12 protein-coding genes are annotated in these 14,650 nt (G+C 62.3%); 3 read left to right on the forward strand and 9 right to left on the reverse strand.

Going from position 1 to position 14,650, the window contains the following annotated elements:
* Positions 1 to 55: 55 nt before the first annotated feature.
* From tsaE to NKH33_RS13270, 8 genes are all read right to left on the reverse strand, one after another.
* Positions 56 to 1,567 (reverse strand): tRNA (adenosine(37)-N6)-threonylcarbamoyltransferase complex ATPase subunit type 1 TsaE, encoded by a 1,512-nt coding sequence (gene tsaE, locus NKH33_RS13235; RefSeq protein ID WP_352919873.1) that lies wholly within the window; start codon positions 1,565 to 1,567, stop codon positions 56 to 58.
* 8 nt (positions 1,568 to 1,575) lie between these two features.
* Positions 1,576 to 4,137 (reverse strand): sensor histidine kinase, encoded by a 2,562-nt coding sequence (locus tag NKH33_RS13240; protein ID WP_352472571.1) that lies wholly within the window; start codon positions 4,135 to 4,137, stop codon positions 1,576 to 1,578.
* Positions 4,138 to 4,325: 188 nt separating this feature from the next.
* A complete protein-coding gene (gene ahcY, locus NKH33_RS13245) occupies positions 4,326 to 5,726 on the reverse strand; it encodes an adenosylhomocysteinase (protein ID WP_352832573.1) in 1,401 nt (466 codons plus the stop codon).
* 411 nt (positions 5,727 to 6,137) lie between these two features.
* On the reverse strand, positions 6,138 to 6,434 hold the full coding sequence (locus NKH33_RS13250) for an HPr family phosphocarrier protein (RefSeq protein WP_023677551.1): 297 nt from the start codon (positions 6,432 to 6,434) through the stop codon (positions 6,138 to 6,140).
* Entirely contained in the window at positions 6,431 to 6,832 is a 402-nt protein-coding gene (locus NKH33_RS13255) for a PTS sugar transporter subunit IIA (protein WP_023677550.1), read from the reverse strand. The genes NKH33_RS13250 and NKH33_RS13255 overlap by 4 nt, the downstream gene beginning before the upstream one ends.
* Positions 6,833 to 6,996: 164 nt before the next feature.
* Positions 6,997 to 7,443 carry an HPr kinase/phosphorylase gene (locus NKH33_RS13260; protein ID WP_352919876.1) on the reverse strand — a complete coding sequence of 149 codons (447 nt, stop codon included), beginning with the start codon at positions 7,441 to 7,443 and terminating at the stop codon, positions 6,997 to 6,999.
* Positions 7,444 to 7,474: 31 nt separating this feature from the next.
* Positions 7,475 to 9,259 carry a sensor histidine kinase gene (locus NKH33_RS13265; protein WP_023677548.1) on the reverse strand — a complete coding sequence of 595 codons (1,785 nt, stop codon included), beginning with the start codon at positions 9,257 to 9,259 and terminating at the stop codon, positions 7,475 to 7,477.
* Positions 9,260 to 9,281: 22 nt separating this feature from the next.
* A complete protein-coding gene (locus tag NKH33_RS13270; protein WP_023677547.1) occupies positions 9,282 to 9,983 on the reverse strand; it encodes a response regulator transcription factor in 702 nt (233 codons plus the stop codon).
* Positions 9,984 to 10,325: 342 nt separating this feature from the next.
* Between NKH33_RS13270 and NKH33_RS13275 the strand changes: the two genes are divergently transcribed.
* The 3 genes from NKH33_RS13275 to NKH33_RS13285 all read left to right on the forward strand — a co-directional run bounded on the left by NKH33_RS13275 (position 10,326) and on the right by NKH33_RS13285 (position 13,202).
* Positions 10,326 to 11,936, forward strand: coding sequence for a phosphoenolpyruvate carboxykinase (locus tag NKH33_RS13275; RefSeq protein ID WP_352919879.1), 1,611 nt, complete (start codon positions 10,326 to 10,328; stop codon positions 11,934 to 11,936).
* Positions 11,937 to 12,015: 79 nt separating this feature from the next.
* A complete protein-coding gene (arfB, locus tag NKH33_RS13280; protein ID WP_023677545.1) occupies positions 12,016 to 12,453 on the forward strand; it encodes an alternative ribosome rescue aminoacyl-tRNA hydrolase ArfB in 438 nt (145 codons plus the stop codon).
* Positions 12,454 to 12,584: 131 nt separating this feature from the next.
* Positions 12,585 to 13,202: an alpha-ketoglutarate-dependent dioxygenase AlkB family protein gene (locus NKH33_RS13285; RefSeq protein WP_352919882.1), complete on the forward strand. Its 618-nt coding sequence runs from the start codon at positions 12,585 to 12,587 to the stop codon at positions 13,200 to 13,202.
* Here the strand turns inward: NKH33_RS13285 and NKH33_RS13290 are convergent.
* On the reverse strand, positions 13,165 to 14,598 hold the full coding sequence (locus NKH33_RS13290) for a hypothetical protein (protein ID WP_352919885.1): 1,434 nt from the start codon (positions 14,596 to 14,598) through the stop codon (positions 13,165 to 13,167). The genes NKH33_RS13285 and NKH33_RS13290 overlap by 38 nt on opposite strands.
* Positions 14,599 to 14,650: the final 52 nt, after the last annotated feature.

Raw genomic sequence — 14,650 nt, forward strand, 5'->3', positions numbered from 1 at the left:
GCGGTCGTCGGCATCGGCTGCTCATCCGCCGCCTTCAGGCCCAAATCCTTAGCCGTCAAATCGAGCGTTCCTCCAGCAAGCCGTGGGCGATGTAGAAATCCTGCAGCCCGGCCAGCGCCGGATGCGCCAGTGCCCGGCGAAGATAGTCGCGGATGCGCGGCAGATGCTTCAGATAATAAGGCTTGCCGTCGCGTTTTTCGAGCCGCACGAAGATGCCGAGGATCTTGGAATTGCGCTGTGCGGCCATGATTGCATAGCTTTCGCGGAATTCGTTCTCATCGAAGGCACCGGCAGCACGTCGCGCGGCGATGTAGGCGGCGAGCGTGTGCTTTTCGATTTCAGGTGAGATGGTGACGCGCGCGTCCATGGCGAGCGAGGCGACGTCGTAGGCTGACGGACCGATCAGCGCATCCTGGACATCGACGACGCCGAGGCGGTCGTGACCGGAACGGTCAGCGCGCCAGATCAGGTTGGGCGAATGAAAGTCGCGCAGCATCAGCGTGTACTCGCGCCCCTCCAGCCGATCGAGCACCGCACTCCATTCGCTGCGGTAACCGGCGCGCAGCGCCTCTCTAGGCGGAGCGCCTGATATCGCCGGGACATACCAATCGACCAGCAATTCGGCCTCGATCATTATGGCGTCGCGGTCGAAAGGCGGCACGTCGTGGAAGACGCCGGGGCCGGCCTGCATGCGGGCCGGCCATGTTTTGCCGTGCATCATGGCAAGCAGTTCGGCCGCCGCCGCATAACGCGCGGCCACCGGCTGGCCGCGCTTGTCGAGGAAGCCTTGGGAACCGAGATGCTCCAGCAGAAGAAAACCCTGCTCGAGATCCTGGGCATGGATTTCCGGGACGCTGACGCCGCCGGCCCGCAAGGCCCGGTCGATGGCGACGAACGCCGAAACAGATTGCGCGGTGTGAGCGATCTCGGCATAGGGTTTGCCGTCGCGGACTGGCGGTCCGAGCACCAGCCTTGGCGAGTTCATCAGCACGCGCGGCGGAAATCCGGCGAGCGTGACGATCTCGTAGGAGCGAGCCGAGGCATCACCGATGAAATATCGTCGTTGCGCTTCGCCCCAACCGGCCTGCCCGAGAAAATCGCGCATTGCCAGCGATCGCGCCGCGCGCTCGAAGGCGGCGCCCTCTCCCGATAGTCTCGCCAGTCGGCCGTCGCCCTGCTGGAGAAGTTCGACCAGCACCGAGGTTTTCGGCAGATATGCCTCTGCCCGCTCCGGCCATTCGACCAGCGCGGCGCCTTGCGTCAGCGCCTCTTCGAAGCCCAGCTCGTCCAGCTCGGATGCCGTGCCCAAGCGGTAGAGATCGAAATGATGAACCGGCACACGCGTGTCGTAGCTCTGGACCAGCGTGAAGGTCGGGCTCGGCACGTCGAGCCCGGCATCGTCGGCCAGTGCCCTGATCAGCGCCCGTGCCAAGGTCGATTTGCCGGCGCCGAGATCGCCCTTGAGGGCGAGCACGTCGCCAACGCGCAGCGACATGGCGAGATCCTCGCCGAACCTTGCCGTCGCAGCCTCGTCGGCGAGAAAACGCTCCAGCACCAATACCGCCATCGAACGCGCTACTCGGCCGCCGCGCGGATGCCGGACGGCGTGTCGGGAAAGGCGCAAACAACCGTGGTGCCCTTATCCCTGCCGGTCTCGATGCGGACGCTGCCGCCATGCAGTTCGACAAAGCTCTTGACGATCGACAGGCCGAGCCCGGCGCCACGGCGGCGGCCGCCATTGGTGCGCGGCTCGAAGCGCCGGAACACTGAGTCAAGCAGGTCCGGCGGCATGCCGGGGCCGTCATCGTGAACGGAAAATTCCACGCCGTCGGCAAGTTGGCGGCAGGCGAGCGTTATGGTGCTCGCCTCCGGCGCGTAATTGGCGGCATTGCTGAGCAGATTGAAGAGGATCTGGCGGACGCGGATCTCGTCGCCGTGGAAGGTTTTCGGCGCGGCCGCCGCGTCGATCCTGAGCTTGATCGCATGTTCCTCCAGCCGGTCGGCGACCAGTTCGGCGGCAGCCGTAATGGTTCGATCGATGTGAACTTCGGAAATGTCGAGTTCCATGATGCCGGCATCCACCGTCGCCAGGTCGAGGATGTCGTTGACGATGGTGAGCAGGACCGAGGAGGACGAGCCGACATGCCCGATATATTCGCGTTGCTTCTGGTTCAGCGGACCAGTCGACGGCAGTGAAAGAAGCTCGGTAAAGCCGATGATGTTGGTGAGTGGCGAGCGCAGCTCATAGGAGACGTGCTGCACGAATTCGTTCTTGATCTGGTCGGACTTTTGCAGCGCCTCATTCTTGTCCTTCAGCGCCCGCTCGACATTAACGCTGTCGGTAACGTCGACGAAGGTCATCATCACCTGGCCGTTGGGCAAAGGGATGACGGCGTAGCGCAAAACGGTGCCGTTGTTCAATTCGGTTTGGCCGTGGCGGTCGCGGCGCTCGTCGTCGAAGCCGGTGATGGCGGCAACGAACCCGCCCCACGGACTGTCGACGGCACGGCGGTCGCAAAGGTCGCGGATCGTCGAGACATGGACGTTGGGTTTTGAGGCATCGGCATCCAGCCCCCACAATGCCGCGAACGCCGGGTTCGACAGTCTCAGCCTGCCGTCGGGGCCGAACACAGCGACGCCTTCGGCGAGGTTGTCGAGCGTCTCGCCCTGGACCCGGACGGCGGTCTGGTAGCGGCTTTCAAGGTCCATCTTCTCGGTCAGGTTCTCGAACACCCAGGTGACGCCGCCCTTGGGCTGCGGATTGGCGACGACGCGAATGGTCTTGCCGTCCGGCAGATGCCACCAATGCTCCTGCGATTCAACCGCGCGGTAAGCGCCGAGCAGGCTCTCTTTCCAGCGCCGCCATTCGGGCTGCTCGGCGATCTTGCCTTCGCTGCGCAGGCGATCGAGCAGCAAGGCGTTGTCCGGCGCGCTGTGCAGGAAGCCGCTGTCGAGGCCCCATAGTTTCTGGAACGCCTGATTGAAAAACCGCAATTTCTCGTCGGTGTCGAAAATCGCCACGGCGGTGTTGAGCTGATCGAGCGTGTCGGCGTGGCTCTGCATGGTCCGCTCATATTCGGCGCGAATGGCCTCGATAGCGCTGATGTCGCAGGCAAGACCAGCCGAACCATCCGCCCCGGCAAAATCGGTCACGGCAAACATACGGCGATCGCCTTCGATGACCGTGGAGAGCGTCTGTTCAAAGACCGCGCGCGACTTGTGCTGCGCAGCGATCGTGTCGCGCGCCTGGCCGCCGAGGAATTCCTTGCCATCGCGGACCGCCGCTTCGGCATTCTCGGCCTCGACCGCTTCGGCATAGGCGCGGTTGACCCATTTCAGCCGCCCGTCGACAGTACGCAGCCATGACGGCATCTTGAGCGCATCCAGAAGACCGATCAGCGTCTCATGGTCGGCAGCTAAGCGCTGGTTCTCGATCTTCAGCCTGGCCTGGCTTCGCTGTGTCTCCGAAAGCGAGACGAAGCGAACCAGCACATGCGCCGCACTCTTGCGGCCGTGAACCTCGAGCGGCTGGCCGGCCTGCGATTCGATGACCAGATCGAACGGCTTTGCCTTGTCCCGCAGTGCCGCGACGGCATGTTCGAGTGCGGCCGCCGAACGCGGCATCAGCCAGCGGCCGAAAGCCAGGAAGGCCGCCCGGTCCTCCGGCGCGCCGCTCTCGATCGGCAATGTCCCGACAAGCTCGGGCTTCTTGTTCTCGGCCGCCCATACCACCACGCGCTGATCGCGGGAATGGAGCAGCGCCTCCGAGCGCTGCAGCGCGGCATTGACGTCGGCGATACGGGTCCTGAGCTCGGCATTTTCCGCCGCGGTGCGCGCCCGTTCGCGGATCAGAAAGATGGCCGACAGCAATGCCGCCCCCATGACGCCGACGAACATGGCGAGTTGCATGACCTCGACCGTGCTGACCGACAGCCCGGCCTTTTGCGCCACGCGGGTTTGGGCATGTGCAGTAAAGCCAAGCAGCGGACCAACCAGCGCGGAAGAAGCAAGCAGCACCCCGACACGGCTGCCGGCGCGCCATAGAAGGCTGCCGCCTCTGGCAGCGGAGCCCGTGATCGAATCGTTATGGCCGCCGGAAACGGCCTGTCCCGCGCAAGGCGGGTTATCCCCCGGCATGTCTTGGTCCTCTTCGCCGCCTGAATGCAAGACCGCCCTGATGCGTGCGCCCGGGCCTCGTCCCCGGACCGCGAATCAGCACCATAGCGCTTGCGCGAATCGGCGTGAAGAATCAATCAGCGCAAAAATAAAGCCGGGCGAAAAGTCAATCGCCCGGCTTCAATATCTAGTGGCAAGTTTCGCCGTGGCTAATAGCGGTAGTGTTCCGGCTTGAACGGTCCGTGCGGAGTGACGCCGATATAGGCGGCCTGTTCGCCGGACAGTTCGGTCAAGCGGGCACCGAGCTTGTCGAGATGCAGGCGCGCGACCTTTTCGTCGAGATGCTTCGGCAGGACGTAGACCTGGTTCTCGTACTGGCCGGGCTTGGTGTACAGCTCGATCTGGGCCAACACCTGGTTGGTGAAGGACGCCGACATGACGAAGCTCGGGTGGCCGGTAGCGTTGCCGAGGTTGAGCAGGCGGCCTTCCGACAAAAGGATCATCCGCTTGCCGTCCGGGAAGGTGATCATATCCACCTGAGGCTTGATGTTGGTCCATTTCAGGTTGCGCAGCGAGGCCACCTGGATCTCGTTGTCGAAGTGACCGATGTTGCCGACGATCACCATGTCCTTCATCAGGCGCATGTGGTCGAGGGTAACGACGTCCTTGTTGCCGGTGGTGGTGATGACGATGTCGGCCGTCGGCGCCGCGTCTTCGAGCGTGACCACCTCGAAACCGTCCATCGCCGCCTGCAGCGCGCAGATCGGATCGACCTCGGTGACCTTGACGCGGGCGCCGGCGCCCTTGAGCGAAGCCGACGAGCCCTTGCCGACGTCGCCATAGCCGCAGACAACCGCGACCTTGCCAGCCATCATCGTGTCGGTGCCGCGGCGAATGCCGTCGACAAGCGATTCCTTGCAGCCATATTTGTTGTCGAATTTCGACTTGGTGACGGAATCATTGACGTTGATCGCCGGGAACGGCAGCAGGCCTTTTTTCTGCAACTGATAGAGCCGGTTGACGCCGGTCGTCGTCTCTTCGGTGACGCCGCGGATCGCTTCCTTCTGCTTGGTGAAGAAGCCGGGCGATGCCTGCATGCGCTTCTTGATCTGGGCAAACAGGATCTCTTCCTCTTCGCTGCCCGGATTGGACAGCACATCCTCGCCGGCCTCGGCGCGGGCGCCGATCAGGATGTACATGGTGGCATCGCCACCGTCATCGAGGATCATGTTGGAGGTGCCGCCATCGGCCCACTGGAAGATCTTGTCGGTGTAGACCCAATAATCCTCCAGCGTCTCGCCCTTGACGGCAAACACCGGAATTCCGGCCTCGGCAATGGCCGCGGCAGCGTGGTCCTGGGTCGAGAAGATATTGCAGGAAGCCCAGCGGATGTCGGCGCCGAGCGCTTTCAGCGTTTCGATCAGCACCGCCGTCTGGATGGTCATGTGCAGCGAACCGGTGATGCGCGCGCCCTTGAGCGGCTTCTTGTCGCCGAATTCCTCGCGGCAGGCCATCAGGCCGGGCATTTCGGTTTCGGCGATCTCGATCTCCTTGCGGCCCCAGCCGGCAAGCGCGATGTCAGCGACCACATAGTCCTTGCTACCCGTCATGGCAGTGCTCCGATGCGAATTGATTGCGGGACGCGCCCGCCCCGAAGGCATTTCGGAGGGCGCGAGTTGCCGGCCTGACTAGCAGATCGGGAGTGGGACGACAATGGGATATAAAGAAATCTTTATCCGTGCATGTCTTCAGCGGCGGCGGCCATGAGAGCGCGCAGAAGGGGTGCTGTCCAAGGTGGCCGTCCCTCAGACCTCAAATCGGCAACACTTTCAAAGCCGGAAACAAAAACCCGCCTCGGCGGGCGGGTCTTCGGGGCCAATTGGCACCATAGCGAAATTAGTAGCATAGCTGCCGGCACAAAGCAAGAACAAAATACGCGACGGTCGCGCAAAAATGCGATTTCCTTCACCGCCGCAAGGTTGCGCCCGAACATGCCGTAGCAGGTGCCGTCGGCGAAGCCGTCAGCACTCCTCGCCGAAACGGGAAGCAACCAGTTGCTCCAGCGCATCGATGACCTCTTCGGCCTCCGGGCCGGTGGCGGTGACGCGTATCGAATAACCGGGGCTCGCCGCCAGCATCATCAGGCCCATGATCGAGGTGCCGCCGACCTTGACGCCGTCCTTCTCGACCTGGACCGTGGCGTTGAAGCCGCTGGCGATTTGAACGAACTTGGCCGAGGCGCGCGCATGCAGGCCGCGCTGGTTGACGATTGGAAAGTCGCGAACGATCTTGTCCTTTTCCGGCAACAGCGCGCTCATTTGCTGCTCAGGAGTTGACTGGCGACATTGATGTATTTGCGGCCGGCAGCCTGCGCCTCATCCAGCGCGGCCGTCATGTTGTCGCCCTTGCGAACGCTGGACAGCTTGATCAGCATCGGCAGGTTCATGCCGGCAATGACCTCGATACGCCCGGATTCCATCACGGAAATGGCGAGGTTAGAGGGCGTGCCGCCGAACATGTCGGTCAAAACGATGACGCCTGATCCCGTATCGACGCGGCCGACTGCCTCGATAATGTCGCGGCGGCGCTGTTCCATATCGTCGTCGGCACCGATCGCCACGGTCTCGAAATTGTCTTGTGGCCCAACGACATGTTCCACGGCATTGCGGAACTCGGCGGCCAGTTGACCGTGCGTTACAAGCACGAGTCCGATCATTCTTTGGTGGCTCCCGTCATCGCCGCTTCACAGGCGCATTTTATGCTCGCCGACCATTCCAGGTGGCGGGAGCGCTATCTTGTCGACGCAAGGCCCGTTGACAAGCCCAAAATTGCGCCGGCCCAAGCCAATTTGACGCATTGCAGCAAAAAATCGAAATCGGATCACAGGAAAGGTGCAATCGACAGGCGCGACATCAATGCCGGCAAGGCCGCCGCTACATTGCGCCCGGCAAGATCGATGCGCGGCACTCGTACGCCGACAACGAGTTCGCTGCAGTCTTCCTGGAAGCGGGCCATTTTGCCGGCTGGCACCAGCCGGATAATGAGGTCGATCACGCAGCTTGGCTGGAACTGTATCGGTTTGGGGCCGAATCCCGGCACCTCGACGAGGCCGGCTATGCTGACTGGTGCGCGGCAGACCAGCCGCCCGTCGCAATCTGCAGCATAGAGCTGGTCATCGCCGATCAGCCGGGAAAACAGCTCACGCTGGCTGCAATGATCGATCAGGGCGAGCGCCAGCGTCGTCTTGCCCAAACCGGACGGTCCGGTGATGAGAATGCCGCGATCACCCATCAGGATCGCGGTGCCGTGAATATTTTCAGGCTGCACAATAGGACCAGGCGTGATTGGAATTCATCCGTCAGCCTTCCGCCGGCAGCGTCACCACGAAGCGCGCGCCCTTGATCTCGCCAGGCTTGGTGCCCGGGATGTTCTCGGCGCTCAGCGTGCCGCCATGGGCTTCAACGATCTGCCTGGATATCGACAGGCCAAGGCCCGAGTTCTGACCGAACGCCTCGCCGGCCGGCCGATCGGTATAGAACCGCTCGAAAATGCGGTCGATGTTATCGGCCCGGATACCGGGTCCATTGTCGTCGATGGTGACGATGTTGAACTTGCCGGCGCGCGCCAGCGATATGGTGATGTGGCCACGTTCCTCGGGAACGAACGAGCGGGCATTCTCGATCAGGTTGGTGATCACCTGGCCGATCCTCAGATCATGACCGACGACGAAGTAGCCTTTCACGCCCTGCGGCAGTTTGGCGACCTTGAATTCGATCTCGACCGCCTTCTTGTTGCGCGTGGCCTCGCGCGAGACGGCGACCAGATCGGTGATGAACTTCTTGAGGTCGACGGTTCCTGCATCTTCCCGCGCCAGTTCGGCATCGAGACGGGAGGCATCGGAAATATCGGTGATGAGACGGTCAAGCCGCCTCACATCGTGCTGGATGATATCCATCAGCCGGCTGCGCGAATTGTCGTTCCTGGCCAGCGGCAATGTCTCCACCGCGCTGCGCAGCGAGGTAAGCGGGTTCTTCAACTCGTGCGAGACATCCGCGGCAAAACTTTCGATCGCCTCGATGCGGGCGTAGAGCGCATTGGTCATGTCGCGCACGGCGATCGACAGATTGCCGATCTCGTCCTGGCGATCGGAGAAGTCGGGGATTTCCTCGCGGTTCTTGACGCCGCGGCGAACCCTGACCGCCGCCGCGGAAAGCCGGCGCAGCGGGTTGGCGATGGTGGAGGCCAGCAGCATCGACAGGATGGCGGTAACCAGGGCGGCAATGCCGAATACGCGCAGGATCGCCTTGCGCTCGGCCGCGACGATCTTGTCGATGTCGCCGCCTTCGGTCGACAGCATCAACACGCCGAGAACGGCACGGAAGCGCTGGATCGGTACCGCCACTGAAACGATCTGCTCGCCCTGCTCCGAGATCCGCACGATCGTCGACGGACTGCCGGTAAGCGCCTTGACCACTTCCGGAAACGCGGCGCCGTTGCCACCTGGCTGCTCGCGATAGACAGGCAGCTGCTTGTTGCGAAAGAAATCAAAGACGAATTTCTGGATGCGCTCCAGAAGGTCCGGCTGCTCCTCTTCGACCGGCGGCAGGTCGTAGCGAAGGATCTGGCCGCGCGAATAGAGATGGCGGGAATCGAGCAGCAGGTTGGCGTCGCGGTCGTAAATGCGGGCGCGTGTGCGCGTCGGCGAGATCAACCGCCTGAGCACCGGCGCCACGCGCTCCGGATTGATCGGGAAATCGAGATTGTCGAGCTGATCGGAACCCGGGCCGAGGCTTTCGCCGGCCTGCAACTCGAGCAGCTTCTCCGGATCGATGCTGATCGAATCGGTCTCGACCGTCGCCGAGGCGGCGATCGCGCCGGCGATGATCTCGCCTTGAGTCATCAGGCTCTCGACACGGGCGTCGATCAGCCCGTCGCGAAAGGTATTGAGATAGAGAATGCCGGTGACCAGGACGGCAAGGCCGGCAAGGTTGAGAAAGAGGATACGCCGCGTCAGGCTGGAAAAGATGTGATGGCCGAGAAACCGGCGCATCGGCACCGTAATTTTCGACACGAAGGCGGGCAGAATCCGCGGCGGGCGCCTGGCGGCGCCCGACCGTCTCACTCGCTCTACTTGCACTGCCATCGAATAGCAGCTCCCGCTCGACTCAAGCTTCGCGGAACCGATATCCGACTCCGTAAAGGGTTTCGATCATTTCGAAGTCATCATCGACGGCCTTGAACTTTTTGCGCAGCCGCTTGATGTGACTGTCGATGGTGCGGTCATCGACATAGACCTGCTCATCATAAGCCGAATCCATCAGCGCATCACGGCTTTTTACGACCCCCGGACGCTGTGCCAGCGAATGCAGGATGAGGAACTCGGTGACGGTCAGCGTCACCGGCTCGCCCTTCCAGGTGCAGGTGTGGCGCTCCTGGTCCATGACAAGCTGGCCGCGCTCAAGCGACCGGGCCTGCTGGTTGGGCGCCTTGGCCGCCGCCTCGCGGGTGCTGGCGCGGCGCAGCACGGCGCGGACGCGCTCCACCAGAAGACGCTGCGAGAAGGGTTTGCGGATGAAGTCGTCGGCGCCCATCTTGAGGCCGAACAGTTCATCGATCTCATCGTCCTTGGAGGTCAGGAAGATTACTGGCAGGTCGGATTTCTGACGCATCCGGCGCAGCAACTCCATGCCGTCCATGCGCGGCATCTTGATGTCAAGGATGGCGAGGTTCGGCGGGCGCGCCGCCAGTCCCTCCAGCGCCGATGCCCCATCCGTGTAGGTTTCGACCCGATAACCCTCGGATTCGAGGGCGATCGAAACCGAAGTCAGAATGTTGCGATCGTCGTCGACAAGCGCGATTGTTGCCATTTCAAGCGGCTCCCTCATGAGCTGTCCCTTCTTTCGTCGAGAAGGGGCTTTTGCAGGACAAATTAGGTACAAAATGTGGCACAGGCTGTATCCGCTGTCACGCGCGGCATGTCGACGGCCACAATTGTACCTCGATATGGATTGGACGAGTGAACATCGCCAATCCTTTGGGCAACCATCAGTGTTTTTGCACATATAAACGATTTAAACAACTTTCAAAATATTTAAATCGATTAATGATTTGATATCATTCGCCTTTTCTGGTTTTGACGTTTTTAGCTCCTGCAATGGGGGTTCCGGAATTCGCCGGTAAAGACGCGGTAAATCGAAGAAGGGACACCCATGTCGGAAGCCGGCAAACGCAATCCTGCATGTGCAATCGATCGCATCGGCCTGAGAACCACGGGGGTGGTACGCTATAATTTCGGCGCGGCCGCGCTCTACGAGGAGGCAATCCGCCGTGGCGAGGCCCGACTCACCGCGCATGGCGCGCTTGCCGCCGAGACCGGGCAGCACACCGGCCGCTCGCCCAGGGACAAATTCGTGGTGCGCGACGAAGGCACCGCGCCGCATATATGGTGGGACAACAACAAAGCGATTTCGCCGATCCAGTTCGATACGCTGCTTGCCGATTTTCTCGCCCACGCCGCCGGAAAGGACCTTTATGTGCAGGACCTGGTCGGCGGCGCCGACGAGGAACTGAAGCTGCCGACCAGGGTGATCACGGAGCTTGCCTGGCACTCCTTGTTCATCCGCAATCTGCTCATCCGACCGGCCGCCGCCGAACTCGAGCATTTCATGCCCGATTTGACGATCATCGACCTGCCGTCGTTCCGCGCCGATCCCGCCCGCCACGGCACGCGCGGCGAAACGGTGATTGCCGTCGATCTTTCGCACAAGATCGTGTTGATCGGCGGTACCTCGTATGCCGGCGAGATGAAGAAATCGGTGTTCACCGTGCTCAACTATCTGCTGCCGGCAAAAGGTGTGATGCCGATGCACTGCTCGGCCAATGAAGGGCCCGTCGGCGACGCGGCCGTTTTCTTCGGCCTTTCCGGGACCGGCAAGACGACGTTGTCGGCCGACCCGTCGCGCACGCTGGTCGGCGACGACGAGCATGGCTGGGGACCGCACGGCATCTTCAATTTCGAGGGCGGCTGCTATGCCAAGACGATCAAGCTTTCGGCCGAAGCCGAGCCGGAGATCTTCGCCACCACCCAGCGCTTCGGCACGGTGCTGGAGAATGTGGCGCTCGACGCAGGCCGCGTGCCGGATTTCGACGACGGCGGGCTGACCGAAAACACACGCTGCGCCTACCCGCTCCACTTCATCCCCAATGCCAGCAAGACGGGGCGCGCCAGCCACCCGAAGAACATCATCATGCTGACCGCCGACGCATTCGGTGTGATGCCGCCGATCGCGCGGTTGACCCCGGCGCAGGCCATGTACCATTTCCTCTCCGGCTATACCGCCAAGGTGGCGGGGACCGAGAAGGGCGTTACGGAACCCGAAGCGACATTTTCGACATGCTTCGGCGCACCGTTCATGCCGCGGCATCCGTCGGAATACGGCAATCTGCTGCGCGAGCTCATCGCCCGCCACGGCGTCGATTGCTGGCTGGTCAACACCGGCTGGACCGGCGGCGCCTACGGCACCGGCAAGCGAATGCCGATCAAAGCAACGCGGGCGCTGCTTGCGGCGGCGCTCGACGGCTCGCTGAAAGCGGCCGACTTCCGCACCGACGCCAATTTCGGTTTCGACGTACCGGTGACGGTTGCCGGCGTCGACCGCGCCATTCTCGACCCTAGATCGACTTGGATCGACAAGCCCGCCTACGACCGGCAGGCGGCAAGGCTGGTCGGCATGTTCGTCGACAATTTCGAGAAATTCGAAGCCCATGTCGACGCCACGGTGCTCGGCGCCGCACCACGCATGCAGGTAGCGGCTGAATAGCCGTCGCCCCTGGTGATGCTTCAAGGCCCGGCTTCGATCGGGCCTTTTCTTTTTTCGCCTGCCGCGCCATGAGTGCGGCATGAACGCCGACGACAAGATCATCATTACCGACGATGCGGTGATTAATCCGGGCGACCTGCACGAGGACTTCATCCGTTCGTCCGGCCCGGGCGGCCAGAACGTCAACAAGGTGGCGACGGCAGTGCAATTGCGCTTCGATGCCGCCAATGCGGCTGGCCTGTCGGAGCGGGTGCGCGAACGGACCATCAAGCTTGCCGGCCAGCGCGCCACCAAAGACGGCGTCATCGTCATTGAAGCCGGACGCTTCCGCACCCAGGAGCAGAACCGGGCGGACGCCCGGGCGCGGCTGACGGCACTGGTCGCCAAGGCCGCCGAACCACCACCACCGCCGCGCAAGAAGACCAGGCCGTCCAAAGGCGCGGTCGAAAGACGGCTCAAGAGCAAGGCCGGGCGCGGCTCGATCAAGAAACTGCGCGGCCGGGTCGGGGATGAGTGACAGCCGAAGCGGCTTCGGATCTCAGATCGCCGGTTAAAGCGCGCAGCCACCGTCGGAGGCGGCTTTCGGGTCGCCGGTTTCATTTGACGGTGGCATTCTGATTTCTCCAGACCAACGGATTAAGCGACGCGATGCTCGTACTGCCCAAAGGCGTCCGCCATATGCCCGGCTACCTGTCGCGCGCCATGCAGGAAGTGCTGGTGGAAGATATCAGGCAGATCGTGCAGAACGCGCCGCTGTTCGTGCCGGCGATGCCGCGTACCGGCAAGGAGATGAGCGTGCGCATGACCAATTGCGGTCCGCTGGGCTGGGTCACCGACAAGGAGCACGGCTATCGCTACCAGCCGACCCATCCGGTGACCGGAAGGCCTTGGCCGCCGATCCCGGAGATGCTGCTCGAACTGTGGCGGGATGTATCTGCCTATGCGCACCCGCCGGAAGCCTGCCTGGTCAATTTCTATGCGCAGGATGCCAAGATGGGTCTTCACCAGGACCGCGACGAGAGCGATTTCTCCGCGCCCGTCGTCTCGGTGTCGCTCGGCGACGATTGCCTGTTCCGGGTCGGCCAGACGACGCGCGACGGCGCCACCAAATCGTTCAGGCTGAGGAGCGGCGACGTCGTCGTGCTTGGCGGCGAAGGACGGCTCTGCTTTCACGGCGTCGACCGTATCTACCCGTCGACCTCGGCATTGCTCAGGAGTGGCGGCCGCATCAATCTGACGCTGCGACGGGTGACGATGCCGAAATAGGCTGTTCGGGTGGCCGGTGGCCCGGGCGGACATAATCGTCGCGCAGATAGATGCGCTCGGTCTCGTCCTCGATAAGAATGCGGTAGTGCGCCAGGATGGCGTCAAAGCCAAAACGCTCCATCAGTTGGCTTGTCCACATCGTGTTGTTTTTCTTGAAGACGACGATATCCGGGCGCAGACGCACGAACTCTTCGCGTTTGCTTTCGACGTAGCGCGCCATGATGGCTCGGTAACGCATGGCTTCGGCGGTGTCACCCGAGAGAGCTGCCTGCCGGGACAGGGAAAGTGCGAACGCTCCAAGCCAATCGCTGACGTGGGTCGAAACGAACTGCCCATCGATCATACGGTTCAACGGATGTCCCGAGGAAATATCCGAACTAACCAACGCTACGGTCGGCCGATCGGTGGCGGCGCGAATTGCGGCAACCAGCGCCGGCCCTGGTTTCTGGGTGCTCCAGTACGGCAAGAAAGCGATTGCCACCGCCGCCAATGCCCAAGCTCGCGAAGGAGCCGTCACGAACGTCAACAGCTTCGACGGCTGCTGCACGATCCTGGGCAGTGCCAACAGGCAGAAAATGGCTGCCACAGCGCAAAAGATCGCGGGATAGGCATGATAAGACCAGCCTTTGGCCTGGTAGAACAGGGGAAACATGCCAGCGATCGATGCCGCCAACGCTACCGCCGCCAGCTCTGGAAATCGCTTGGCAGGCCACAGCCACCAGATCAGGAAGACAAGGAAACACCACGAGAAACCGTAGCCGATCACAATCGGCCAAAAGATGCCGATCTTTGCATAAACGTCCGCCAAGAGGGGATAGATGTCGCGCACGAATTCCGGATGGATCAGCGTGACGGTGCCGAGATAGACAACGCAGATGCCGCCAATGACCCAGTGTTCCAGGGCGAAGATCGATTTCAGACTGCGCCGGCGCACTGCAACGACCAGCGCCGGCGCCAACACCATGATCGCATAGTAGGGCTTGACCAGCAGCAGAATGCTGCCCGACAGGCCGGCGAGTGCGGCGAGCCCGGGGTCTGGTTGGGCAGCTGCATCTCTGCGCGCGCGCCAGGCATGAAGCGCAAGCAGCGGCATGAAAAGTGCCATGCCGATATGCTCCCGCTCGCTGAAGGCATTTCCGGGGAAGACCACCAACATTGCGCAAAACGCTGGCCCCAGTGCAAACAATGATGCAGTTTCGGTGAAACCCGCACGCTTGACGATCACGCCCGAGAGCGAAAGTCCGATAAGCACGGCAAGGTATGTCCAGGCTTCAACCAGGATTTCCGGCGCGGTGCCCAGCCATCTGGCCGCAGCCACTGGCGGCAGATAGAGCCAGACGCTGAATGGGGGATTGGTCTCGTAGATTTGCGAGTAGAGCCGCTCACCGGACAGCATACGCTCGCAGACCGTGATCAGCCAGCTAGTGTCGGGAACAGTCCCCCAACGT

The organism is Mesorhizobium sp. M1182 (assembly GCF_040318335.1).
Classification (GTDB): domain Bacteria; phylum Pseudomonadota; class Alphaproteobacteria; order Rhizobiales; family Rhizobiaceae; genus Mesorhizobium.

What these genes read in the sequence shown, in the direction of transcription:
- tsaE (WP_352919873.1), bottom strand. Translation starts at nt 1,567, where the DNA reads ATGGCGGTATTGGTGCTGGAGCGTTTTCTCGCCGACGAGGCTGCGACG.
- NKH33_RS13240 (WP_352472571.1), bottom strand. Translation starts at nt 4,137, where the DNA reads ATGCCGGGGGATAACCCGCCTTGCGCGGGACAGGCCGTTTCCGGCGGC.
- ahcY (WP_352832573.1), bottom strand. Translation starts at nt 5,726, where the DNA reads ATGACGGGTAGCAAGGACTATGTGGTCGCTGACATCGCGCTTGCCGGC.
- NKH33_RS13250 (WP_023677551.1), bottom strand. Translation starts at nt 6,434, where the DNA reads ATGAGCGCGCTGTTGCCGGAAAAGGACAAGATCGTTCGCGACTTTCCA.
- NKH33_RS13255 (WP_023677550.1), bottom strand. Translation starts at nt 6,832, where the DNA reads ATGATCGGACTCGTGCTTGTAACGCACGGTCAACTGGCCGCCGAGTTC.
- NKH33_RS13265 (WP_023677548.1), bottom strand. Translation starts at nt 9,259, where the DNA reads ATGGCAGTGCAAGTAGAGCGAGTGAGACGGTCGGGCGCCGCCAGGCGC.
- NKH33_RS13270 (WP_023677547.1), bottom strand. Translation starts at nt 9,983, where the DNA reads ATGGCAACAATCGCGCTTGTCGACGACGATCGCAACATTCTGACTTCG.
- NKH33_RS13275 (WP_352919879.1), top strand. Translation starts at nt 10,326, where the DNA reads ATGTCGGAAGCCGGCAAACGCAATCCTGCATGTGCAATCGATCGCATC.
- arfB (WP_023677545.1), top strand. Translation starts at nt 12,016, where the DNA reads ATGAACGCCGACGACAAGATCATCATTACCGACGATGCGGTGATTAAT.
- NKH33_RS13285 (WP_352919882.1), top strand. Translation starts at nt 12,585, where the DNA reads ATGCTCGTACTGCCCAAAGGCGTCCGCCATATGCCCGGCTACCTGTCG.
- NKH33_RS13290 (WP_352919885.1), bottom strand. Translation starts at nt 14,598, where the DNA reads ATGCTGTCCGGTGAGCGGCTCTACTCGCAAATCTACGAGACCAATCCC.